At 72.5% G+C, this 22008-nt stretch carries 20 protein-coding genes; 5 read left to right on the top strand and 15 right to left on the bottom strand.

The window, feature by feature from the left end:
• The first annotated feature begins 572 nt into the window (after positions 1-572).
• Positions 573-2441 (top strand): endonuclease/exonuclease/phosphatase family protein, encoded by a 1869-nt coding sequence (locus Sm713_RS19205; RefSeq protein WP_212910816.1) that lies wholly within the window; start codon positions 573-575, stop codon positions 2439-2441.
• Positions 2442-2751: 310 nt separating this feature from the next.
• On the opposite strand, the gene Sm713_RS19200 is transcribed toward Sm713_RS19205, so the two are convergent.
• The 4 genes from Sm713_RS19200 to lipB form a co-directional block, all read right to left on the bottom strand.
• Positions 2752-3477 (bottom strand): SRPBCC domain-containing protein, encoded by a 726-nt coding sequence (locus Sm713_RS19200; protein WP_212910815.1) that lies wholly within the window; start codon positions 3475-3477, stop codon positions 2752-2754.
• A 100-nt stretch (positions 3478-3577) separates the two neighbouring features.
• Positions 3578-4255 carry a winged helix-turn-helix domain-containing protein gene (locus Sm713_RS19195; protein ID WP_212910814.1) on the bottom strand — a complete coding sequence of 226 codons (678 nt, stop codon included), beginning with the start codon at positions 4253-4255 and terminating at the stop codon, positions 3578-3580.
• Positions 4256-4541: 286 nt separating this feature from the next.
• Positions 4542-5276, bottom strand: a complete 735-nt coding sequence (locus tag Sm713_RS19190; RefSeq protein ID WP_212910813.1) for an antibiotic biosynthesis monooxygenase — start codon at positions 5274-5276, stop codon at positions 4542-4544.
• 152 nt (positions 5277-5428) lie between these two features.
• Entirely contained in the window at positions 5429-6325 is an 897-nt protein-coding gene (gene lipB / locus Sm713_RS40495; RefSeq protein ID WP_249416386.1) for a lipoyl(octanoyl) transferase LipB, read from the bottom strand.
• A gap of 239 nt (positions 6326-6564) precedes the next feature.
• On the opposite strand from lipB, the gene dapA reads away from it, so the two are divergent.
• The 3 genes from dapA to Sm713_RS19170 all read left to right on the top strand — a co-directional run bounded on the left by dapA (position 6565) and on the right by Sm713_RS19170 (position 11533).
• A complete protein-coding gene (gene dapA, locus Sm713_RS19180) occupies positions 6565-7554 on the top strand; it encodes a 4-hydroxy-tetrahydrodipicolinate synthase (protein WP_212910812.1) in 990 nt (329 codons plus the stop codon).
• Positions 7555-7674: 120 nt separating this feature from the next.
• Positions 7675-8415 carry a hypothetical protein gene (locus tag Sm713_RS19175; RefSeq protein ID WP_249416385.1) on the top strand — a complete coding sequence of 247 codons (741 nt, stop codon included), beginning with the start codon at positions 7675-7677 and terminating at the stop codon, positions 8413-8415.
• 439 nt (positions 8416-8854) lie between these two features.
• A complete protein-coding gene (locus Sm713_RS19170; protein ID WP_212910811.1) occupies positions 8855-11533 on the top strand; it encodes a glycoside hydrolase family 2 TIM barrel-domain containing protein in 2679 nt (892 codons plus the stop codon).
• Between the two features lie 222 nt (positions 11534-11755).
• Here the strand turns inward: Sm713_RS19170 and dapD are convergent, their stop codons facing one another.
• The 11 genes from dapD to Sm713_RS19115 form a co-directional block, all read right to left on the bottom strand.
• Entirely contained in the window at positions 11756-12745 is a 990-nt protein-coding gene (gene dapD, locus Sm713_RS19165) for a 2,3,4,5-tetrahydropyridine-2,6-dicarboxylate N-succinyltransferase (RefSeq protein ID WP_212910810.1), read from the bottom strand.
• Positions 12746-12871: 126 nt separating this feature from the next.
• Positions 12872-13417 carry a TetR/AcrR family transcriptional regulator gene (locus tag Sm713_RS19160; RefSeq protein WP_212910809.1) on the bottom strand — a complete coding sequence of 182 codons (546 nt, stop codon included), beginning with the start codon at positions 13415-13417 and terminating at the stop codon, positions 12872-12874.
• Positions 13417-13737, bottom strand: a complete 321-nt coding sequence (locus Sm713_RS19155; protein WP_212910808.1) for a multidrug efflux SMR transporter — start codon at positions 13735-13737, stop codon at positions 13417-13419. The genes Sm713_RS19160 and Sm713_RS19155 overlap by 1 nt, the downstream gene beginning before the upstream one ends.
• A 344-nt stretch (positions 13738-14081) precedes the next feature.
• Positions 14082-14417: a metal-sulfur cluster assembly factor gene (locus Sm713_RS19150; protein WP_212910807.1), complete on the bottom strand. Its 336-nt coding sequence runs from the start codon at positions 14415-14417 to the stop codon at positions 14082-14084.
• Entirely contained in the window at positions 14414-14872 is a 459-nt protein-coding gene (gene sufU, locus Sm713_RS19145; protein ID WP_212910806.1) for a Fe-S cluster assembly sulfur transfer protein SufU, read from the bottom strand. Before sufU ends, Sm713_RS19150 begins: the two co-directional genes overlap by 4 nt.
• Positions 14873-14888: 16 nt before the next feature.
• Positions 14889-16157, bottom strand: coding sequence for a cysteine desulfurase (locus tag Sm713_RS19140; protein WP_212910805.1), 1269 nt, complete (start codon positions 16155-16157; stop codon positions 14889-14891).
• Positions 16154-16918 carry a Fe-S cluster assembly ATPase SufC gene (gene sufC / locus Sm713_RS19135; RefSeq protein ID WP_212910804.1) on the bottom strand — a complete coding sequence of 255 codons (765 nt, stop codon included), beginning with the start codon at positions 16916-16918 and terminating at the stop codon, positions 16154-16156. Before sufC ends, Sm713_RS19140 begins: the two co-directional genes overlap by 4 nt.
• A gap of 5 nt (positions 16919-16923) precedes the next feature.
• Positions 16924-17256, bottom strand: a complete 333-nt coding sequence (locus Sm713_RS19130) for a non-heme iron oxygenase ferredoxin subunit (RefSeq protein ID WP_212910803.1) — start codon at positions 17254-17256, stop codon at positions 16924-16926.
• A complete protein-coding gene (gene sufD, locus Sm713_RS19125; RefSeq protein WP_212910802.1) occupies positions 17253-18488 on the bottom strand; it encodes a Fe-S cluster assembly protein SufD in 1236 nt (411 codons plus the stop codon). The genes Sm713_RS19130 and sufD overlap by 4 nt, the downstream gene beginning before the upstream one ends.
• 159 nt (positions 18489-18647) lie before the next feature.
• Positions 18648-20069: a Fe-S cluster assembly protein SufB gene (gene sufB / locus Sm713_RS19120; protein ID WP_212910801.1), complete on the bottom strand. Its 1422-nt coding sequence runs from the start codon at positions 20067-20069 to the stop codon at positions 18648-18650.
• Positions 20066-20866 carry a metalloregulator ArsR/SmtB family transcription factor gene (locus Sm713_RS19115; RefSeq protein ID WP_249416384.1) on the bottom strand — a complete coding sequence of 267 codons (801 nt, stop codon included), beginning with the start codon at positions 20864-20866 and terminating at the stop codon, positions 20066-20068. The genes sufB and Sm713_RS19115 overlap by 4 nt, the downstream gene beginning before the upstream one ends.
• Before the next feature lie 216 nt (positions 20867-21082).
• Between Sm713_RS19115 and Sm713_RS19110 the strand changes: the two genes are divergently transcribed.
• Positions 21083-22006 (top strand): ABC transporter ATP-binding protein, encoded by a 924-nt coding sequence (locus Sm713_RS19110; protein WP_212910799.1) that lies wholly within the window; start codon positions 21083-21085, stop codon positions 22004-22006.
• Positions 22007-22008 lie beyond the last annotated feature (2 nt).

The raw sequence follows: 22008 nt of genomic DNA, 5'->3' as shown, positions 1-22008 counted from the left end.
CAGACGGCGCACGATGCTCGGCACGGCGCTTGGACGGTACGCGATACCCGCCGCCCGGCCTCGGACGGTACGCGACACCCGCCACCGGCCCCGGACGGTACGCGACACCCGCCGCCCGGCCTCGGACGGTACGCGACACCCGCCGCCCGGCCTCGGACGGTAAGCGAGATCCGCCTCGGCCTCCGGACGGTACGCGACAGCCGCCACGGGCTCCGGACGGTACCCGACACCCGCCACCGGCCCCGGACGGTACGCGACACCCGCCACCGGCCCATACCGGCTCGCGCTCAGGGGCACCCTCTCGGCGGCGGGACTGCGGGCAGCCGCAGGGGTCACTCCATGGCGGCCCGTGACGGCCGATCGCGGCCGCCGAAGCCCCCGTGATCACGGGCACCCGGGCCCCGATTCACGCACCCGTCGCCGCCCGTACACCCCCTCGCGCCTTGACAACTCCCCCTCCACAGAAGAGATTGACGCGCGTAGACGATCCTTTCTCCATGAAACCGGGCGCTTGTCCCACCCGGGTCCGTCCGCGCCGCCCCGACGCCGTCCCACCTCCCCGGAGGCACACCTTGCCGAGCAAGAAGTCCTCGCGGCTCGCCGCGCTCACCGTCGCCGCCGTCTGCTCCACCGCGACCGGCGTGGTCGTCACCTCGCCCGCGGGCGCGGCGGCCCCCTCCGCCGCGGCGCCCGCGGACGGCCAGGTCCGCATCCACGACGTCCAGGGCGGCACACGGATATCCCCGCTGGCGGGGCAGCAGGTCACGGACGTGCCGGGCATCGTCACGGGAGTGCGGACGTACGGCTCCTCGAAGGGCTTCTGGTTCCAGGACCGGCAGCCGGACCGGGACCCGGCCACCAGCGAGGGCGTCTTCGTCTACACCGGCTCGGCGCCCAAGGTCGCCGTCGGCGACGACGCCCGGGTCTCGGGGACCGTCTCCGAGTACGTGCCCGGCGGCACCGCCTCGGGGAACCAGTCGGTGACCGAGATCGGCAAGCCGACGGTGACCGTGGTGTCCTCAGGCAACCCGCTGCCGAAGGCCGTCACCCTCGACGCCCGCTCCGTGCCGGACGCGTACGCCCCGGCGGGCGACCCGGCCGCCGGGGGCTCTATCTCCGCGCTGCCGCTGCGCCCCTCGCGCTACGCGCTCGACGCGTACGAGTCGCTGGAGGGGATGAACGTCCGGATCGGCTCCTCGCGCGTGGTCACCGGCACCGACCCGTACGCCGAGCTGTGGGTGACGGTGAAGCCGCACGAGCACGCCGACCACCGCGGTGGCACCGTCTACGGCTCGTACGGCTCGCAGAACACCGGACGGCTCCAGGTCCAGTCCCTGATCCCGACCGCCGAGCAGCCCTTCCCCACCGCCGACGTGGGCCAGGTGCTGAGCGGCAGCACCGAAGGCCCCCTGGACTACAACGAGTTCGGCGGCTACACGCTTCTCGCCCGCACCCTCGGCACCGTCACCGGCGCCAGCCCGGCCCGGGAGGTCACGCGCCCGGGGCGCGCCGGCGAGCTGGCCGTGGCCACGTACAACGTGGAGAACCTGGCCGCCACCGACCCGCAGGAGAAGTTCGACCGCCTCGCGGACGGCGTGGTGAACCACCTCTCGTCGCCGGACGTCGTGGCGCTTGAGGAGATCCAGGACAACAACGGCACCAAGGACGACGGGACGGTCGCCGCCGACCAGACGGTGCGCCGGTTCGTGGACGCCGTGGCGGCGGCGGGCGGGCCGCACTACGAGTGGCGCTCGATCGACCCGGTCGACAAGGCGGACGGCGGCGCTCCGGGCGGCAACATCCGCCAGGGCTTCCTCTTCGACCCGGACCGGGTGTCGTTCACCGACCGGCCGGGCGGCGACGCGACGACCGCGGTCGGGGTGACGAGGACGGCGGACGGCGCACCGGCGCTGACGGCCTCCCCGGGGCGCGTCGACCCGGGCAGCAGCGCGTGGCAGGACAGCCGCAAGCCGCTGGCGGGCGAGTTCGTCTTCCGGGGCCGGACGGTCTTCGTGATCGCCAACCACTTCGTGTCCAAGGGCGGCGACCAGGCGCTCAGCTCGGGGTACCAGCCGCCCACGCGCAGCTCCGAGACCGAGCGGCACCAGCAGGCGGACGAGGTGAACGCCTTCGTCAAGCGGCTCCTGGCGATCCGGAAGGACGCGGACGTCCTGGCGATCGGCGACATCAACGACTTCGAGTTCTCCGACACGGCACACCGCCTGGAGGCCGGCGGGGCACTCTGGTCGGCGATCAAGTCCCTGCCGCCGCAGGAGCGCTACACCTACGACTACCAGGGCAACAGCCAGGTGCTCGACCAGATCCTGATCAGCCCCGCGGTGCGCAGGGGCCCGTTCTCGTACGACAGCGTGCACGTCAACGCGGAGTTCGCGGACCAGAACAGCGACCACGACCCGCAGGTGCTGCGCTTCAGGCCCTGAGGGGCGGACGGCGAGCGATCCGGGTTCCGGGTCCCCGGTTCCGGCTTCCGGCTTCCGGCTTCCGGCTTCCGGCTTCCAGCTTCCGGCTTTCAGCTTCCGGCTTCCGGCTTCCAGCTTCCGGCTTCCAGCTTCCGGCTTCCGGCTTCCAGCTTCCGGCTTCCGGCTTCCGGCTTCCGGCGGCAGGTCAGGACGCGGGGGGCGGGAGGGGACGGGCCGTGGGCGCTGAGCGCCCGGCTCTCCCCGCCGCGTCCCCGCGCCCCGCGCCCCGGCCTTCGGCACCCGGCCCGCGCCCGGCTCGGATCGTCCCGCACTACGCGAAGACGCCCCCGAGCCAGGCCTCCCACGCGGCGCCGTTGCGCTCACCGTCGGCGCCGGCCGCGAAGTTGTGGACGGTGACGCCGACCGGGGCACCCCAGTGGTTGCGGCCGAAGAAGCGGTAGAGCGCGGTGCCGGTGCGCAGCCCGATGAAGTGCGGGGTGCGGTAGTCCACGACGGCGTCGAGCGGCTCGGGTCCGCGGGCGAGCACTTTGGTGCCCGCGACCGCGTCGTCGGCGAGCCCCAGGGCCCGGCCGACCGCCGCGAAGGCGTCCGGCGCGGCGGACGCCGCGGGGGCGTCCACCATGGCGAACGTGACCGGGCGGCCGGAGAAGTGCGCCAGGTACTGGCGCAGCGTGTGGAGGTAGAAGTCGGTGTGCTTGTCGGCGCCGTCGTACTGGTTGTCCCAGTCGTCGGTGAAGATGCCGCTGTGCACGTAGCGCACCCAGGAGCGCCGCCCCTCGTCGCGCGCCTCGATGGTGTGGTCGAGCCCGTTCTGCGTCTGGCCCGAGACGCCTTCCGGGTCCTCCACCCGGGCGGTGAACCGGTGCGGCGGGTCCCAGCGGGTGATGGTGCCGCCGAAGGGCGCGGCGCCGCCCTCCCGCGGCTCGTACTCCATCGGCCACAACCAGCCGCCCGTTCCGGTGGTGATGGCCTCCCACACCTCCTGGGGCGGGGTGTCGACCTCGAACTCACGGGCGATCTCGAATTCTCTGGCCATGGTGTGCGCTCCTCGCGTTGCGTTATCGACGGGTGGTCCCGGGGCTCGGCTGATGGCCTCGGGTCGGTCTCCTGCTCGGCGGCAGCTGATGCCGGCCGGTTCAGGCCTCGGGTTCCGGCTCGGGCTCGGGTCGGGGCTCGGGCTCGGGTCGGGTGACGGCGGCCGCAGCGGCCGGCAGCCGCCCGTCGGCCGGGTCTTCCTTGACGGTGGGGTGGAGGGCCACGACCACCCGGTGCTCGCGGCCGCCCTCCGCCGTACCGTCGTGGTACTTGCGGACGAGCGCGCTGACACCCTGGGTCAGCTCCTCGGCGAAGGCCGCGCGGTCGGCGGCCGAGGCGAACCGCACCTCGGCGTCGAGCGCGAAGGTCGCCAGCCGTCTGCGCGCCCTGCCGGCGCCCACGATGAGCGTCCCGACATCCCGGACCAGGCGCGCGGCGACCGAGAGCAGCCAGCGCGCCGAGAACTGGTCACGGGCCCGGCCCGGGTCCGGCTGCACCGCGCCCAGCGCGATCGGCGAGATCACGTACGACGCCGCGGTGGCCTGCATCAGCCGCTCGGTGACGTTGCCCTTGCGCCGCTCGCCCGCCAGCTCCACCAGGCCGTGCCGCTCCAGCGTCCTCAGGTGGTAGTTCACCTTCTGCCGGGGGACGCCGACGCGTGCCGCGAGCATGGCGGCCGAGGCCGGGCCCGCCGCCAGCTCCGCCAGCAGCCGGACCCGGGTCGGGTCCAGCGAGACGGCGGCCGCCGCGGGGTCCTCGATGACTGTCACATCCAGCATGGCTCCACCCCCGCACCGAAAATTTTATTTGTCCAGTCGACTGAACTTGTCGGTTCGAGGGAGCTCGGTTCATCGGGGGAGCTCGGTTCCGGGGACAACCGCTGTTCGAGGGACAACGGCCGTTCAGGGGACAACAGCCGACGCCGCCGCAGATCAGGCGACGCGCGACAGATCGGGGCCGGTCCACAACCGATCGGGACAAATACACAAACCGATCAGGGCCGGCCCACAAACCGAACGGGCCGGCCCGCAACAGATCAGGCCGGCCCACAGCGGATCCGACCGCCTACGCGCGGCCCTCCGCGTCGTCCGGTGCGAAGGACGCGGCGAGCCGGTAGCGGCGCACGGTCGAGCCGGTGACGCCGGGGAAGTTCTGCACCCGCCGCCACTCGGGTGTGGCCGGGCCGATGCCGTCGCCGGGAGCGGCGAGCGCGTCGATGTGGGCCTGCTCGCTCTCCCACTCCGCGTAGTTGACGACCCGGGTGCCGTCCGTCGCCAGGTGGAAGTGCCCCGAGATGCCGCCGGGCGGCACCGGGGCGGAGGCCAGCGCGTCGAACACGGCGTCCACCCAGGCCCGCTGCCGCTCGGGGTCGGGCCCGTCGAAGCGCACGTCCACGATCACGACCACCCCGGGGAGCCTGCCGCCGCCGTCGCCGCCCGAGATGCCGCCGCCGCGGTACCGGCGGGTGCGGGCCAGGCCCTGCCGCTCGATGCCGGGGACGGCGCGGTCGATGTCGGCGTTGCGCTGGTCACGCCCGTTGCGGGTGCCGGCGACGAACGCGGCGTGGGACTCCTCGTCGCGCCACTGCGAGTGGTGCAGCAGGGTCGCGCCGTCCGTGCCGGCGTACACGGTGTACGAGAGCAGGCCCGCGTGCGGCCACGGCCGGCTCTGCCAGGCGCCGGCGATCGCCGCGACGGTGGCTTCCTGGCGTTCGGGCGTGCCGACGTGCCAGGTGCTGAAGAGCGCGAGCCCGACGTCGGGCCGGGCGGGGTCGGGAAAGGTGTCGGTGCGCAGGGTCATGGCCGCCTCCAAAGGGCGATGCGTGATCGGCGTGTCCACCCTCCGACTTGAACCTTGGTGGAGGTCAAGGGCGGACGGAACCGGGGGAGGTCACGCAACCGGGGGTCACACGACCGGAGGTCGAACAACCGGACCTCACACCCCCGGAGGTCTCACGCCGCCCCGAGCGCCGCCGCCACCGCGTCCCTGACCGCGCGGTCGGACGGCACCGGGCGGCCCTGCGCGGCGGCCAGCTCCGCAAGGGACGTCATCGCCACGTCCGGCAGCCCGCAGGCGGTGAACTTCGCGAACTCCGCGAGGTCCGAGGTGACGTTCAGCGCGAAGCCGTGGCTGGTGATGCCGCCCCGGATGCGCATGCCGATGGACGCCACCTTCTCGCCCCGGGGCGTCCACAGCCCGACCAGGCTCTGCGCCCCCTTGGGCGTGTCCCGCCGCACCGTCTCGAAGCCGAGCGAGGCGCACGCCTCGATCAGCCCGTCCTCCAGCCAGCGCACGATGTCGGCCGGGCCGCGCTCGCGGAGGTTCAGCACCAGGTAGCCGACGAGCTGGCCGGGGCCGTGGTAGGTGGCCTGACCGCCGCGGTCGACGGGGACCATCGGGATCGGCGAGTCCACGGGCAGCTCGGCCCGGGGCGTCCGGGAACCGTAGGTGATCACCGGCGGGTGGGTGAGGAGCGTCAGCCGGTCGGGGGTCTCCCCCGCGCGCCGCCTGGCCACCCATTCCGCCATGGCCGTCAGGGCCTCGGGGTACGGCACCTCGCCCAGGTCCACGCGCTCGATCCCGGGGGACCCGGCCTGACCGGCGCCCCCACTGGGCGCGGTCCCATCCACCGCCCTGCTGTCCGGCGTGGAGGCGTCGCCTGTGCGGCCGCTGTCCGGCGTGGGGACCCGGCCTGCGCGGTCACCGGCGGCCGACGGGCCGAAGGGCACGAGCCGCTCCGTTCCGGCCGGGCCATGCGTGGCGCCGGTCGTGGTTCCCGCCGCGGTCCGGGTCGTCTTTCCCGCCGCGGTCCGGGCCGTGCTCCGGTCCTGTGTCCTCTGCTCGGCCATCCCGCCGCCTTCTTCCGGGCGCGTGCGCGCGACGTTCCATCCGTCGGAGCAACCCACCGCGGTCACGGCGCATTCCGCCCGTTCCGGCCCCGGGCCCGTGCAGGCGGCGCAGGGCGGGGCCCGGGGCCGGTGAACGAGGCCGGGACCATCCGGGGCTCGGGCTCGTCGTAGCAGGCCTGAGGGGCACCCCGTAGCAGAATTAAGTGGTGCTCCACGGGGACCGAGTCGACACTCCTGATATGACCTCCGAACCCCGCTGGGAGCCCCCTTTGCACCGTCCCGCCGTCGGGGCGGGGGGACGTGCCGCGCCGTTCGGGCGCGCCCTGTGCGCCATGGTCACGCCGTTCACGCCCGAAGGGGTGCTGGATCTCGACGGTGCCCAGCACCTGGCCGAGCGGCTGGTGGCCGGGGGCTGCGACGGCCTGGTCCTCTCCGGTACCACCGGCGAGTCGCCCACGACCACGGACGCCGAGAAGACCGCTCTGGTGCGCGCCGTGACCGAGGCGGTCGGCGAGCGGGCCTCGGTGGTCGCGGGCGTCGGCAGCGCGGACACGCTGCACACCGTCGAGCTGGCGCGGGCGGCGGAGAAGGCGGGGGCGGACGGCCTGCTGGTGGTCACGCCGTACTACAGCCGACCCCCGCAGGACGCGGTGGAGGCCCACTTCCGCGACATCGCCGACACCTGCGGGCTGCCGCTGATGCTCTACGACATCCCCGGCCGCACCGGCACCCGGATCGCGCCCGACACCATGCTCCGGCTGGCGGACCACCCCCGCATCGTCGCCGTCAAGGACTGCGCCTACGACCTCCTCGGCACCCAGAAGGTCATGGCCCGCACCGAGCTGGCGTGCTACACGGGCTGCGAGGAGTTCATCCTGCCGCTCTACGCGGTCGGCGGGGCGGGCTACGTCTCGACGGTCGCCAACGTCGCCCCGGCGGAGCTCCGCCACGTCCTGGACGCGTTCGACGCGGGCGACACCGCGTCCGCCGCCGCGGCGCAGCGCCGCGCCATCCCGCTGATCGAGACGATGATGGCCGCCGGCCTCCCCGGCACGGTCACCGCCAAGGCCCTGCTCAGCGCGCTGTCGCTGCCCTCGGGCCCGGTGCGGGCGCCGCTGCGGCCCGCCGGCCCCGAGGCCACGGACGCGCTGCTCACCTCGTACGCGGAGCTGACGCACGGCGGCAGCGGGGACCCCGGCGCCGGCATCCGTGCGGCGGTGGCCTCCTGACCCTCGGCCCATCCGGGGCCGCGACGGCACCGGGCTGCTTGACCGGCGGCGAGGCGCGCCGGGCTCCGGCGGGCCGGAATTCGGGGGCGGCGGCCGCCCGCACGTTGATACGGTCCCGGTATGACCGGTTCGGGAGAGAGCGTGACCACCGCGGGCGGGGCACCGTTCGGGCCCGTGACCGCGGACGACCTGGACATGGCCGTGCGGCTGGCCGTCGAGGCGCTCGGCGAGGCACGGGGCAGCGACTTCCACGGCACCGCCCGGTCCCTGGAGTGGGATCGCTGGGAGACGGTGGAGCACATCGGCGACGCGTGCTTCTACTACGCCGTCCAGCTGGGCTCCGAGGCGCTGTCCCTCTCCGGCCCCCTCCCGTTCGACTGGCACACGCTGCGCCCGGACGGGCCGCACAACATCATCTTCGCGGACCGCACCGCGGGCACCGAAGGACTGCAGGGAGTGCTCCAGGCCTGTGCGGCGCTGCTGATCTCGACGCTGCGGACGACGCCTGAGGAGAAGCGCGCGTACCACGTGTACGGGCTTTCGGACCCCGAGGGCTTCGCCGCGATGGGCGTCGTGGAGACGCTGGTGCACATGTACGACGTCACCGAGGGCCTGATGGTCCCGTGGACCCCGCCCGCCGAGCTGTGCGCCCGCGTCCTCCACCGGCTCTTCCCGCAGGTGCCGGCCGGCATCGCCGAGCCGTGGCCCGCCCTGCTGTGGGCCTCCGGACGCATCGCCCTGCCCGACCGGGCCCGCCAGTCCGACTGGCGCTGGTACTCGGCGCCCGCGGCGGAGCGGGCGGCGGACGGCACGGCTGCCGCGGGCGGCGCGGACGGCACAACCGACACGTCCACGGCCTGACACTCACGTCCCACGCGCACGCCCGCCACCGGGCGTGCACGCGGAAACCGCGAACACCCTTGACACCGCTGCGCGTTGCTCCATACTCCCGCCTGGCACCAGCGCCGACATTTCGAGCGACGTTCGAGATATCGATAGGCCGGGAGGCGGAAGACACATGAGACCGCAGCAGGACGGACAGGGGCCCGGTGACGACGGGCAGGCGTCCGATTGCGACGGGCAGAGGGCCGGTCGCGACGAACAGCCACGGAGCGAGAACGGGCAGGGGCGGGGGCAGGACGAACAGCCGCGGAGCGAGAACGGGCAGGAGCCGGGCCAGGACGGACAGCCACGGAGCGGGGACGGGCAGGGGCCGAGCCAGGGCGGACGGGGCCACCGGGACGCGCACACGGCACACGAGGGCGGCACCCCGCGGCAGACGTCCGACGCGGAAGGCGGCGTGACCCGGCGTCAGGCACTGCGGATGAGTGCCGCGGCGGGCGCCACGGCAGGCATCGCGGCCGGCGGCTCCGCGGTCCTCGCGGCAACCCCCGCCACGGCCGCCGCCCCCGCGGACTCGGAGGCGCACCCGGCCCCGCTGCCCGCCGGAGCCCGACGCGAGCGCTCGTTCGACGAAGGGTGGCGCTTCTTCCGGGGCGACGCGGACGGGGCCGAGCAGCCGTCGTTCGACGACGCCTCGTGGCGCGCGCTCGACCTCCCGCACGACTGGAGCATCGAGGACCTCCCCTACGCCACCTCCGACGACGGCGCGGCGACGAGCGACCCGTCCCTGCTGGTGCGGAAGGACCCCGGCCCCGGCACGCCGGACACCCCCCAGGTCATCGGCCCGTTCGACACCCGGGGCAGTGCGGGCGGCGGCTCGACCGGCTACACGGTCGGCGGGGTCGGCTGGTACCGCAAGACGTTCGGCTCCCCGGACCCGCTCGGCGGTGCCGCGGGCCCGGCGGCCGGCGAGACCCGCGCCGAGCTGCGGTTCGACGGCGTGTACCAGAACGCGGACGTCTGGCTGAACGGCGTCCACCTGGGCTTCCACCCGTACGGCTACACGTCGTTCGCCTACGACCTGACCCCGCATCTGAACCAGACCGGCCCGAACGTGCTCGCGGTGCGGGTCGACAACAGCGGCCAGAACAGCCGCTGGTACGCGGGCTCCGGGATCTACCGGCACACCTGGCTGACGGTCACCGGGCCGGTGCGGATCCCGCTGTGGGGGGTGTCCGTGACGACGCCCGTGGTGGGCGAGCAGCACGCCGTCGCCCGCGTCGACGTCTCCGTCGCGGGCCTCGCCGCCTCTTCCACCGGCGCGCGGATCCGCGTCACGGTGCTGGATCCGCGAGGGCGGGCGGTGGGGTCGCGGACGGCGCCCGTGCCGGCGGCCGGGGCGGACGGCACGGTGGTCGCGTCGGTGGACGTGCCGGTCGGGCATCCGGCGCTGTGGTCGCCGGACTCGCCGAACCTGTGCACGGCACAGGCCGAGGTGCTGCTGCGGGGCAGGGCCGTCGACACGGCCCGTACCCGGTTCGGGTTCCGCTCGCTGGCGTGGGACGGCACGGAGGGGTTCCTGCTCAACGGCGAGCGGATCACGATGCGCGGCGGGTGCGTCCACCACGACCACGGCCCGATGGGCTCCGTCGCGCTGGACCGCTCGGAGGAACGGCGGGTCGAGATCCTGAAAGCGGCCGGCTTCAACGCGATACGCACCGCCCACAATCCCCCGACGCCCGCCCTCCTCGACGCCTGCGACCGGCTGGGCATGCTCGTGATGGACGAGTTCGTGGACATGTGGGACACCGGCAAGAACCCGCAGGACTACTCGGTGCACTTCGCGCAGTGGTGGCAGCGGGACCTGACCGCGATGGCGCTCCGGGACCGCAACCACCCGAGCGTGGTGATCTGGTCGCTCGGCAACGAGATCACGGACAGGACCGGCGGGCAGCGCGGGGCGGAGATGGCGGCCCTGCTCCGCACCCTCGACCGCACCCGCCCGATCACCCTCGGCGGCGGCTCGACCCCCGGGGCGGGCGATCCGTCCTGGGACTACGTGGACATCGGCGATGTGCACTACAACGCCAACGGTCAGGGCTACGGCGGGATCCACGACGTCCACCCCGAGAAACCGATGGCGCAGAGCGAGGGCTTCCCCGCCACGGTCTGGGAGGACGAGACGTTCGTCGGCGAGCACGCCTTCGCCGTCGGCAACTGGGTGTGGGCCGCGTGGGACTACCTCGGGGAGTCCGGCCTCGGCAAGACGCCGGTGGCCGACGCGGGGACGGCGACGACGATCGGCGACCCGAGCGTCAACCCCGGCTGGGGGATCGCCCGGACGCTGTACCGCGCGTACGGCGGCTACGGCTACCCGTACCCGTTCTTCCAGGCGAACTGCGGCGACGTCGACCTGATCGGGCAGCGCAAGCCGCAGAGCCACTGGCGCGCGGCGGTGCTGGGCCTCAGCCCCGTGGAGATGCTGGTGCAGCGGCCGGTGCCGGAGGGCGCCGAGCAGCTGGCGGTGTGGTGGGGGTACTACGACGAGCTGGAGAGCTGGACGTGGGACGTGCCGTCCGGCCGCCCGATGACGGTGCACGTGTACACGGCCGGCGACAGCGTCCGGCTGCAGCTGAACGGCGCGGAGTTCGCGGGCGGCGCCGCGCGGGCGCCCGAGCGGGGCACGGCCGCCTTCACCGTGCCGTACGCGGCCGGCGAGCTGACGGCGGTCGCGGGGCGGAACGGCAGGGAGATCGGGCGTACGACGCTGCGGACGGTGGGCGCGCCGGCGGCGCTGCGGCTCACCCCGGACGTCCGGGCCCTCACCACCGGCCGGGACGACCTCGCCCACGTGCTCGTCACGGTGGTCGACAGCCGGGGCCGGGCGGTTCCGGACGCCGTGGTCAAGGTGTCGTTCCTGGTCGACGGGGCCGGCGAGCTCGCCGCCGCCGGCAACGGCAACCCGCACAACGTCGACAGCTTCCGGCGCCCCCGCCGCCACACGTGGCACGGCAAGGCCCTTGCCATCCTCCGCCCCGGCAAACGCCCCGGGGTCCTCCGCCTCACCGCGAGCGCACCCGGACTGCGGCCGGCAACGGTGGCGCTCCCGGTCGGTCCGGCCGGGGGCACCACCTGAGCGGACCGGGGAACCGCTTGGGCGGCCCCGGGCAGGTCCTGACCGGCCCGGGGCACGTCACGGATCCCCGCCCGGGGCACGTCGCGAATCCCCGCGCGGGCATGTCGCGAATCCCCGCGCGGGCATGTCGCGAATCCCCCGCGCGGGCATGTCGCGAATCCCCCGCCGGGGGCGCGTCACGAACCGGCCCCGGGCACGCCCGCGGGCGAGCGCCCGCTACCGCTAGTTGTGCTGGTGGAGGACCTCGTTGAGCCCGCCCCACACCGCGTTGTTCGGGCGGGCCTCGATCGCACCCGTCACCGAGTGCCGGCGGAAGAGGATGTTGGAGGCGCCGGAGAGCTCGCGGGCCTTGACGATCTGCCCGTCCGGCAGGCTGACCCGGCTGCCGGCGGTGAGGTAGAGGCCCGCCTCGATCACGCACTCGTCGCCGAGGGCGATGCCGACGCCCGCCTCGGCCCCGATGAGGCACCGCTCGCCGATGGTGATGACGACGCTGCCGCCGCCGGAGAGCGTGCCCATCGTGGAGGCGCCGCCGCCGATGTCCGAGCCGTCGCCCACGACGACGCCCGCGGAGATACGGCCCTCGACCATGGAGGACCCGAGGGTGCCGGCGTTGAAGTTCACGAAGCCCTCGTGCATCACGGTGGTGCCCTCGGCGAGGTGCGCGCCGAGCCGCACCCGGTCGGCGTCACCGATGCGGACGCCCTTGGGCGCGACGTAGTCCGTCATCCGGGGGAACTTGTCCACGGACGTCACCTGGAGGTGCAGGCCCTCGGCGCGCGCGTTCAGGCGGACCTTCTCCAGGTCGGCCACGGCGACCGGGCCGAGCGAGGTCCACGCGACGTTGGCGAGCAGGCCGAACATGCCCTCCAGGTTCTGGCCGTGCGGCTTGACCAGGCGGTGGCTGAGCAGGTGCAGCCGCAGGTACAGGTCGTGCGTGTCGAGCGGCTTGTCGTCCAGGGAGGCGATGACCGTGCGGACGGCGACGACCTCCACCCCGCGGCGCGCGTCGGGCCCGACGGCCTTCGCGGCGCCGTCGCCCAGCAGCTCCACGGCCCGCTCGGCGGTCAGCCGCTCCGTGCCGGCCGGTCCGGGCTCGGCGACGAGTCCGGGAGCGGGGAACCAGGTGTCGAGGACGGTGCCATCGGCGGCGACGGTGGCCAGGCCCGCGGCAACGGCGCCCGTGGTGCGAGGAGCAGTCGTGTCGGTCATGGTCGCAACTTAGCTGGTGCGGCACCGAGGAGGCGAACCCATCCGGCCTGCGTCTCAGGGTCCGGGCAGCAGTGCGGAGGGGCCGCTTCCGCGGGAAGGCCGGGCCGGGGCGGCGGGGGCGCGGGATCAGCCGTCCGTGCGCAGCAGCCTGCCGAGCGCGGTCCGCGCGTAGTGCTCGTCGTAGGGGCGGTCGGTCAGCAGGACCTGGAGGCAGATGCCCTCCATGAGCGCGGTCAGCGCGCTGGCGGTGTCGGGGTCCGTGCGCTCCGCGAGGAGGCCGGCGAAGCCCTCGGCCCACTCCGCGGCGACCGGCCTGAGGGCGGGCCGGCGCAGGGCGGCCAGGTACAGCTCGTACTCCAGCTCCGCGCCGGCGCGGTCGCCGGAGAGCCACTCCCCCATCATCCCGGCGAGCTCCTCGGCGAGGTCGGTGCGCGGGTCGCCGAGCGCCCCACGGCTGTGCATCACCTTGGCGAAGCCCTCGTTGGTCTGGCGCAGCGCGGCGACGAGGAGCTCGTCGAGGGTGGCGAAGTGGTAGGTGGTGGAGCCGAGCGGGACATCCGCCTCGGCGGCGGCGGTGCGGTGGCTGAGGCCCGCGATGCCCTTCCTGCCGACCACGCGGATCGCCGCGTCGATGATGCGCTGCCTGCGCTCGGGGTCGTGGCGCCTCGCCATCAGTGCGCCCCGCCGGTGTTGAGGAGCACCACGCCCCCGATGACGAGCACGATCCCGGCGAGTTTGGCCGCGTTCACGGCCTCGCCGAGGAAGAGCATGCCGATCGAGGCGATGGTGGCCGTGCCGATCCCGGCCCAGATGGCGTAGGCGGTGCCGACCTCGATGGTCTTCAGCGTCTGCGCGAGCAGGTAGAACGCGACGAGGTAGCCGACGACGGTGACGAGCGAGGGGACGAGCTTGCTGAACCCCTCGCTGTACTTCATCGCCGTCGTGCCGGCGACCTCGGCGGCGATCGCTCCTGCGAGCAGCAGATATCCCATGCGTACGAGCGTACACATCCGCTCACAGGACGCGCCGGGTGCCCCAGCAGGGGCGCGGGGAACTGCGCGACCAGCCCTGACTGGCCGATGGCCAGGCGTAGGACCGCAAGGGGCTGGACCCGGTGGCCCCTCCCCCACTGCCTGAAAGGCGTGGGAGGTACCCCAAGGCGAATCGTGACTGGTCGCGCCATTCCCCGCGCCCCTGGGGGCCGGAACGAAGCCTTACAGGATGTCGCCGCTCCACGCACCCAGGAAGCGCCCACGCGGCGGAGCAGCACATCGAACACAGCCCCGCACCGCTTCGGGGCGCACCCGTACAGCCGACGTGCCGTCGGCCACGGTTCCTACACGTTGAAGCCAAGGGCACGCAACTGCTCGCGCCCATCGTCGGTGATCTTGTCCGGGCCCCACGGCGGCATCCAGACCCAGTTGATCTTCAGCTCGTTGACGATGCCGTCGGTGGCCGCCTGCGCCTGGTCCTCGATGACGTCCGTCAGCGGACAGGCCGCCGACGTCAGCGTCATGTCGACCGTGGCGACGTTCGTCTCGTCGATGTGGATGCCGTAGATCAGGCCGAGATTGACGACGTCGATGCCCAGCTCGGGGTCGACGACGTCCATCAGCGCCTCGCGGAGCTCCTCCTCCGAGGCCGGCTTGGCCAGCGTGTCGTTCTCGCTCATGCGGTCTTCGCCTCCTCCGCGAACGCCTGGGCCGTGGCGTCCTTCCATGCCATCCAGCTGAGCAGCGCGCACTTCACGCGAGCCGGGTACTTCGAGACGCCGGCGAACGCGACCGCGTCCTCCAGCACCTCCTCCATCGTGTCGTCCGGCTCGATCCTGCCCTTGGACTGCATCAGCTCCAGGAAGACGCCCTGGATCCGCTGCGCCTCGGCCAGGTCCTTGCCGACCAGCAGTTCGTTCAGCACGGACGCGCTGGCCTGGCTGATGGAGCAGCCCTGGCCCTCGTACGAGACGTCCGCGATCCGCTCACCGTCATACCTCACCCGGAGCGTGATCTCGTCTCCGCACGTCGGGTTGACGTGGTGGACCTCGGCGTCGCCGTCCCGCAGACCTCGCCCGTGCGGGTTCTTGTAGTGGTCCAGGATGACGTCCTGGTACATGGAATCGAGCTTCACCGTGGCAGCCAGCCTCTCAGCCGAAGAAGTTCCGTACGTGCTCCAGGCCGTCGACCAGGGCGTCGATCTCCGCCGGCGTGGAGTACAGATAGAACGACGCTCGGGTGGTCGCAGGAATTCCGTATCGCAGGCACACCGGCCGGGCGCAGTGGTGGCCCACGCGGACGGCGACGCCCAGCTCGTCGAGGACCTGGCCCACGTCGTGCGGGTGGATGTCGCCGAGCGTGAAGGAGATCGCGGCGCCGCGGTCCTCGGCCGTGGTGGGGCCGACGATCCTGAGGCCGGGGACGTCCCGCAGCCGCTCCACCGCGTACCGGGTGAGGGCGTGCTCGTGCTGCGCGATCCTGTCCATGCCGATCGCGCTCAGGTAGTCCACCGCCGCGCCCAGGCCCACGGCCTCGGCGATCGGGGGCGTGCCTGCCTCGAACTTGTGCGGCGCGGGGGCGTAGGTGGACGAGTGCATCGAGACCGTCTCGATCATCTCGCCGCCGCCCAGGAACGGAGGCAGGTCCTCCAGCAGCTCCTGGCGGCCCCAGAGCACTCCGATGCCGGTCGGGCCGAGCATCTTGTGGCCGGTGAAGGCCACGAAGTCGGCGCCCAGCGCCTGGACGTCCAGGGGCATGTGCGGGGCGGCCTGCGAGGCGTCGATCATGACCAGCGCGCCGACCTCCTGGGCGCGGCGCACGATCTGCTCGATCGGGTTGACCGTGCCCAGGATGTTGGAGACCAGCACGAAGGACACGATCTTCGTCTTCTCGGTGATGATCTCGTCGATCGCCGAGAGGTCGAGACGGCCGTCGTCGGTCAGGCCGAACCACTTCAGCTTCGCGCCGGTGCGCTGCGACAGCAGCTGCCACGGAACGATGTTGGAGTGGTGCTCCATCTCGGTGATGACGATCTCGGTGTCGCTGTCGACGCGGTAGGGCTCCTCGGCCCAGCCGAGCATGTTCGCCACGAGGTTCAGCGACTCCGAGGCGTTCTTGGTGAAGACGACCTCGTCGCGGCTGGGGGCGTTGATGAACGAGGCGATCTTGTCGCGGGCGCCCTCGTAGAGCGCGGTGGCCTCCTCGGCGAGGACGTGCACACCGCGGTGGACGTTGGCGTTGTGCTGCTCGTAGTACTCGTTGAGCACGTCGAGGACCTGGCGCGGGGTCTGCGAGGTCGCGGCGTTGTCCAGGTAGACGAGCTTCCGGTCGTCGTGGACCAGCCGGTCCAGGATGGGGAAGTCCTTGCGGATCGCCTCGGTGTCGAGGAGACCGGTAAGCCCCGTGCGGGCCTCTGTCACGCCGACACGCCTCCCTTCACGTATGCCTCGTAGCCCTCGTTCTCCAGCTTGTCGGCGAGCTCGGCGCCGCCGGACTCGACGACCCGGCCACCGGCGAAGACGTGCACGTGGTCGGGCTTGATGTAGCGCAGGATGCGCGTGTAGTGGGTGATCAGCAGGGTGCCCACCTCGCCGGTCTCGCGGACGCGGTTGACGCCCTCGGAGACCACACGCAGCGCGTCGACGTCCAGGCCGGAGTCGGTCTCGTCGAGGATCGCGATCCCCGGCTTGAGGAGCTCCAGCTGGAGGATCTCGTGGCGCTTCTTCTCACCGCCGGAGAAGCCCTCGTTCACGTTGCGCTCGGCGAAGGCCGGGTCGATCTGGAGGCGTTCCATCGTCTCCTTGACCTCCTTCACCCAGGTGCGCAGCTTGGGGGCCTCGCCGCGGATGGCGGTGGCGGAGGTGCGCAGGAAGTTGGAGACGGAGACGCCGGGGACCTCGACGGGGTACTGCATCGCGAGGAACAGGCCCGCGCGGGCGCGCTCGTCGACGCTCATCGCGAGGACGTCCTCGCCGTCCAGGGTGACGGTTCCGCCGGTGACGGTGTACTTCGGGTGACCCGCGAGCGAGTACGCCAGGGTGGACTTGCCGGAGCCGTTCGGGCCCATGATGGCGTGCGTCTCGCCCTGCTTCACGGTGAGGTCGACGCCTTTGAGGATCTCCTTCGTGGCGTTCTCGGCCTCGACGGTGACGTGCAGGTCTCGGATTTCAAGCGTTGCCATGGCCTTCAGGACTCCTGGGTGAGGGAGACGAGCACAGCGGCGGCTTCGCCGTCTCCTTCGATCTTTACGGGGTATACGGGGACGGGACGGGTGGCGGGCAGGCTGGAGGGCTTGCCGGTGCGCAGGTCGAAGCAGGAGCCGTGCAGCCAGCACTCGATCTGGCCGTCCTCCACCTCGCCCTCGGCGAGTGAGACGTTCGCGTGCGAGCAGATGTCGTAGATCGCGAACACCTCTTCCTCGGTGCGCACGACGGCGACCGGCGTGCCCTCGATCTCCACCCGCTTGGGGGTGTCGACCTCCAGCTCGCCGAGTTCGCAGACTCGGACGAATGCGGTCATGCGACGGACGCCTCCAGCTCCTCTTCGATCCGGGCGATCAGGCGCTCCTCGACGTCCGGCAGGCCGATCTGCTGGACCAGCTCGGCGAAGAAGCCGCGCACCACGAGGCGGCGCGCCTCGTACTCCGGGATGCCGCGCGCCATGAGGTAGAACAGCTGCTCGTCGTCGAAGCGGCCGGTCGCCGAGGCGTGACCGGCGCCGACGATCTCACCGGTCTCGATCTCCAGGTTGGGCACGGAGTCGACGCGCGCACCGTCCGTGAGGACGAGGTTGCGGTTCATCTCGTAGGTGTCGGTGCCCTCGGCGGCGGCCTCGATGAGCACGTCGCCGATCCACACGGCGTGCGCGTCCTCGCCCTGGAGCGCGCCCTTGTAGACGACGTTGGACTTGCAGTGCGGGGCGTTGTGGTCGACGAAGAGGCGGTGCTCCTGGTGCTGGCCCCGGTCGGTGAAGTAGAGCCCGAACAGCTCGGCCTGACCGCCCGGCCCGCCATAGGTGACCCGGGGGTGCAGCCGGACCAGGTCGCCGCCGAAGGTGACGGCGACGGACTTGAAGGAGGCGTCGCGGCCGATCAGGGCGTTGTGCTGGCCGACGTGCACCGCTTTGTCGTCCCAGTCCTGCACGGAGACCACGGTGAGCTTGGCGCCGTCGCCGAGGACGTAGTCGACGTTGGCGGCGAGCACCGCGTCACCGGTGTGGTCGAGGACGACGACCGCCTCGGCGAAGGCGCCCAGCTCGATGACGAGCTGGCCGTAGACCGTGGCCGCAGCGCCGTCCAGGGCCTCTCCGTGGACGCTGATGCGGACGGGCTCGGCGAGCACCGTCTCCTTGGGGACGGTGACGACGGACGCCTTCTCGAACGAGGAGTAGGCCTGGGCGGCCACGCGGTCCACGGGGACGCCGGCCCTGCCGAGCCGCTCGTCGTCCCGGCCCACGGTCTCGACGGTGACTCCGTCCGGCGCGCCGACCTCCAGCTTCACGCCCGACCCGGTGGCCTTGGCCGTGCCGTCGTGCAGCCCGCGCAGCCGCTGGAGCGGGGTGAAGCGCCATTCCTCCTCGCGGCCGTGCGGCACGGGGAAGTCCGCCACGTCGAAGGACGGGCGTGCGCTCATCCGCGTGGCGACGGTGGATTCTCCGGCCACCGCGATGGCGCCCGTCGTGGTGGAGCCCACCGGTGCGGTGCTCCCCTGCGGGGCCTCGCGCGGGTCCCTGGAGTTCTGGGCCTCAGCCATGGCTGTCGTCTTGCTCTCTTTCTGCCTCATCGTGCTCGTCCGCCCGGGGGCGGCTGGGGCGGGGCCGCCCGGTGGCGGCCCTCCCGTGGGGGCCGCTCCCGGCGGCGCTCGCGGGGCTCAGCGACTGAGCCCGGGGTTGTCGTGCGGGTCGCGGGGGCGTCAGCCCACCGCGCCCTCCATCTGGAGCTCGATCAGCCGGTTGAGCTCCAGGGCGTACTCCATGGGCAGCTCCTTGGCGATCGGCTCGACGAAGCCGCGGACGATCATCGCCATCGCCTCGTCCTCGGAGAGACCGCGGCTCATCAGGTAGAAGAGCTGGTCCTCGGAGACCTTGGAGACGGTCGCCTCGTGGCCCATGGAGACGTCGTCCTCGCGGACGTCGACGTAGGGGTACGTGTCGGAGCGGGAGATCGTGTCGACGAGCAGGGCGTCGCAGAGCACGTTGGACTTGGCGCCCGGGGCGCCCTCGCCGATCTCGATCAGGCCGCGGTAGGAGGTACGGCCGCCGCCCCGCGCCACCGACTTGGAGACGATGTTCGAGGAGGTGTTCGGCGCCAGGTGGACCATCTTGGCGCCCGCGTCCTGGTGCTGGCCCTCGCCCGCGAAGGCGATGGAGAGCGTCTCGCCCTTGGCGTGCTCGCCCATCAGGTAGACCGCGGGGTACTTCATGGTCACCTTGGAGCCGATGTTGCCGTCCACCCACTCCATGGTCGCGCCCTCGTAGGCCACCGCGCGCTTGGTGACCAGGTTGTAGACGTTGTTCGACCAGTTCTGGATGGTGGTGTACCGGCAGCGGGCGCCCTTCTTGACGATGATCTCGACGACCGCGGAGTGCAGGGAGTCCGACTTGTAGATCGGAGCCGTGCAGCCCTCGACGTAGTGGACGTAGGCGTCCTCGTCGACGACGATCAGCGTCCGCTCGAACTGGCCCATGTTCTCCGTGTTGATGCGGAAGTAGGCCTGGAGCGGGATCTCCACGTGCACGCCCTTCGGCACGTAGATGAAGGAGCCGCCGGACCAGACGGCGGTGTTGAGCGCGGCGAACTTGTTGTCGCCGGCCGGGATGACCGTGCCGAAGTACTCCTTGAAGAGCTCCGGGTGCTCCCGCAGGGCGGTGTCCGTGTCCAGGAAGATGACGCCCTGCTCCTCCAGGTCCTCACGGATCTGGTGGTAGACGACCTCGGACTCGTACTGGGCGGCGACGCCCGCGACCAGGCGCTGCTTCTCCGCCTCCGGGATGCCGAGCTTGTCGTACGTGGCCTTGATGTCGGCGGGCAGGTCCTCCCAGCTCTCCGCCTGCTTCTCGGTCGACCGCACGAAGTACTTGATGTTGTCGAAGTCGATACCGGAGAGGTCGGAGCCCCAGTTCGGCATGGGCTTCTTCTCGAAGAGGCGGAGGCCCTTGAGGCGGAGCTTGGTCATCCACTCGGGCTCGGACTTCTTGCCGGAGATGTCCCGGACGACGTCCTCGTTCAGGCCGCGCTTGGCGGCGGCACCGGCGACGTCGGAGTCGGCCCAGCCGTATTCGTAAGTGCCCAGGCCTTCCAGCTCGGGGTGGGCGGTCTCCGTGGGGAGAGTCATGCGGGGTTCCTCCCGGCCGTGCTTTCGGATGAGTGATCTTGTTGCTTCGGGGCGTACTGCTGCGGCGGGGCGGGCGCCTGGCCGGGGTCGCCCGGGATGAACGTCGTGCAGACCCCGTCGCCGTGGGCGATCGTGGCCAGCCGCTGCACATGGGTACCCAGCAGGCGCGAGAACACCTCGGTCTCCGCCTCGCAGAGCTGCGGGTACTGCTCGGCCACATGGGCGACCGGGCAGTGGTGCTGGCACAGTTGCTCGCCCTGGCTCCGGCCGGGTGCGCTGCGCGCCGTAGCAGCGTACCCGTCGGCGCTCAGCGCTCTGGCCAGCGCCATGGTGCGCTCCTCGGGCGCAGCGGCCTCGATCGCCGCGCGGTACGCCTGCGCCAGCGACTCGATGCGGTCGCGCGCGAAGGCCGCCACGGCTGCCTGCCCGGCGGCGCCGCCGCCGGCGCTCCGCGCGATCCAGCGCAGGGCTTCCGCGGCGAGCTTGTCGTAGGACTGGTCGAAGGCGTCCCGGCCGCAGTCGGTCAGCGCGAACACCTTGGCGGGGCGGCCGCGGCCGCGCGCGCCGTACACCCGCTGCTCGCGGGGCTGCACGACGTCGTCGGCGACCAGTGCGTCCAGGTGCCTTCGGACGGCCGCCTGGGTGAGGCCCAGACGGCCGGCCAGGTCGGCCACGGTCGACGGGCCGTGGTCCAGGATGGAGCGCGCGACTCGGTCGCGTGTGGACAGGTCCGCACGCAACCCAGCCGCGAGCTCCTCCTGCGGGGGACCCGCCTGCCAGTCGGCACCGTTTTTCACAACGCTATTGTTGCGTAATTCTTCAGAGGCTGACAACCCGGTGATCGGCCGATCGGGGTGCCCTGCGTCACTTAGGTTTGCCTAACCCGATCATGCCCACGACCTGGGAGAACGGCAGGCCGGACGGCACGGCGCCGAGCGGCGCGTGCCCCGGCGGGTGCGATCGCGCACCGCCCCGCCGGTTCCTTTCCGAGGGGTCCTCCCTAGACTTCCGCCATGCAAAGTGAGCCGGTGGTCCATGTGCACGGCCTGGTCAAGCGCTACGGCACCAAGACCGCTGTCGACGGTCTCGACCTCACCACGGCTCCCGGCATCACCGCTGTCCTCGGCCCCAACGGCGCCGGCAAGACCACCACCGTCGAGTGCTGCGAGGGCTACCGCAGGCCGGACGCGGGCACGGTGCGCGTCCTCGGCCTCGACCCGCGCCGCCAGGCCCGCGAACTGCGCCCCCGGATCGGGGTGATGCTCCAGTCCGGCGGCGTCTACTCGGGCGCACGCGCGGACGAGATGCTGCGCCACGTGGCGGGCCTGCACGCGCACCCGCTGGACGTCGACGCCCTCATCGAGCGCCTGGGGCTCGCCGCCTGCGGCCGCACCACCTACCGGCGGCTGTCCGGCGGGTTGCAGCAGCGCCTGGCGCTCGCCATGGCCGTGGTCGGCCGGCCCGAGCTGGTCTTCCTCGACGAGCCCAGCGCCGGCCTGGACCCGCAGGCCAGGCACGCCACCTGGGACCTGGTGCGCGAGCTGCGCGCGGACGGGGTGAGCGTCATCCTCACCACCCACTACATGGACGAGGCCGAGCAGCTCGCCGACGACGTCGCGATCATCGACGCCGGACGGGTGATAGCGCACGGCTCCCCCGACGAGCTGTGCCGCGGAGGAGCCGAGAACACGTTGCGCTTCCTCGGCCGCCCCGGGCTCGACGTGGCGTCCCTCCTCAAGGCGCTGCCCGCCGACTCCGGCGCCGAGGAGCTCACCCCCGGCTCGTACCGGGTGAGCGGCAAGGTCAACCCCCAGATGCTGGCCACCGTCACCTCCTGGTGCGCCCAGCACGGCGTGATGCCGGAGAAGATCTCCGTCGAGCGCCACACCCTGGAGGACGTCTTCCTGGAACTCACGGGCAAGGAGCTGCGCGGGTGAAC

It is taken from the genome of Streptomyces sp. TS71-3 (genome assembly GCF_018327685.1).
GTDB lineage: Bacteria > Actinomycetota > Actinomycetes > Streptomycetales > Streptomycetaceae > Streptomyces.
The sequence above is the reverse complement of the archived record's forward strand: the minus strand, read 5'-3'. Positions and strand labels throughout refer to the sequence as shown.

What these genes read in the sequence shown, in the direction of transcription:
- sufB (WP_212910801.1), bottom strand. Translation starts at nt 20,069, where the DNA reads ATGACTCTCCCCACGGAGACCGCCCACCCCGAGCTGGAAGGCCTGGGC.
- sufC (WP_212910804.1), bottom strand. Translation starts at nt 16,918, where the DNA reads ATGGCAACGCTTGAAATCCGAGACCTGCACGTCACCGTCGAGGCCGAG.
- Sm713_RS19155 (WP_212910808.1), bottom strand. Translation starts at nt 13,737, where the DNA reads ATGGGATATCTGCTGCTCGCAGGAGCGATCGCCGCCGAGGTCGCCGGC.
- sufD (WP_212910802.1), bottom strand. Translation starts at nt 18,488, where the DNA reads ATGGCTGAGGCCCAGAACTCCAGGGACCCGCGCGAGGCCCCGCAGGGG.
- Sm713_RS19195 (WP_212910814.1), bottom strand. Translation starts at nt 4,255, where the DNA reads ATGCTGGATGTGACAGTCATCGAGGACCCCGCGGCGGCCGCCGTCTCG.
- dapD (WP_212910810.1), bottom strand. Translation starts at nt 12,745, where the DNA reads ATGACCGACACGACTGCTCCTCGCACCACGGGCGCCGTTGCCGCGGGC.
- Sm713_RS19175 (WP_249416385.1), top strand. Translation starts at nt 7,675, where the DNA reads ATGACCGGTTCGGGAGAGAGCGTGACCACCGCGGGCGGGGCACCGTTC.
- Sm713_RS19130 (WP_212910803.1), bottom strand. Translation starts at nt 17,256, where the DNA reads ATGACCGCATTCGTCCGAGTCTGCGAACTCGGCGAGCTGGAGGTCGAC.
- Sm713_RS19110 (WP_212910799.1), top strand. Translation starts at nt 21,083, where the DNA reads ATGCAAAGTGAGCCGGTGGTCCATGTGCACGGCCTGGTCAAGCGCTAC.
- Sm713_RS19200 (WP_212910815.1), bottom strand. Translation starts at nt 3,477, where the DNA reads ATGGCCAGAGAATTCGAGATCGCCCGTGAGTTCGAGGTCGACACCCCG.
- Sm713_RS19190 (WP_212910813.1), bottom strand. Translation starts at nt 5,276, where the DNA reads ATGACCCTGCGCACCGACACCTTTCCCGACCCCGCCCGGCCCGACGTC.
- Sm713_RS19150 (WP_212910807.1), bottom strand. Translation starts at nt 14,417, where the DNA reads ATGAGCGAGAACGACACGCTGGCCAAGCCGGCCTCGGAGGAGGAGCTC.
- lipB (WP_249416386.1), bottom strand. Translation starts at nt 6,325, where the DNA reads ATGGCCGAGCAGAGGACACAGGACCGGAGCACGGCCCGGACCGCGGCG.
- dapA (WP_212910812.1), top strand. Translation starts at nt 6,565, where the DNA reads ATGACCTCCGAACCCCGCTGGGAGCCCCCTTTGCACCGTCCCGCCGTC.
- Sm713_RS19160 (WP_212910809.1), bottom strand. Translation starts at nt 13,417, where the DNA reads ATGGCGAGGCGCCACGACCCCGAGCGCAGGCAGCGCATCATCGACGCG.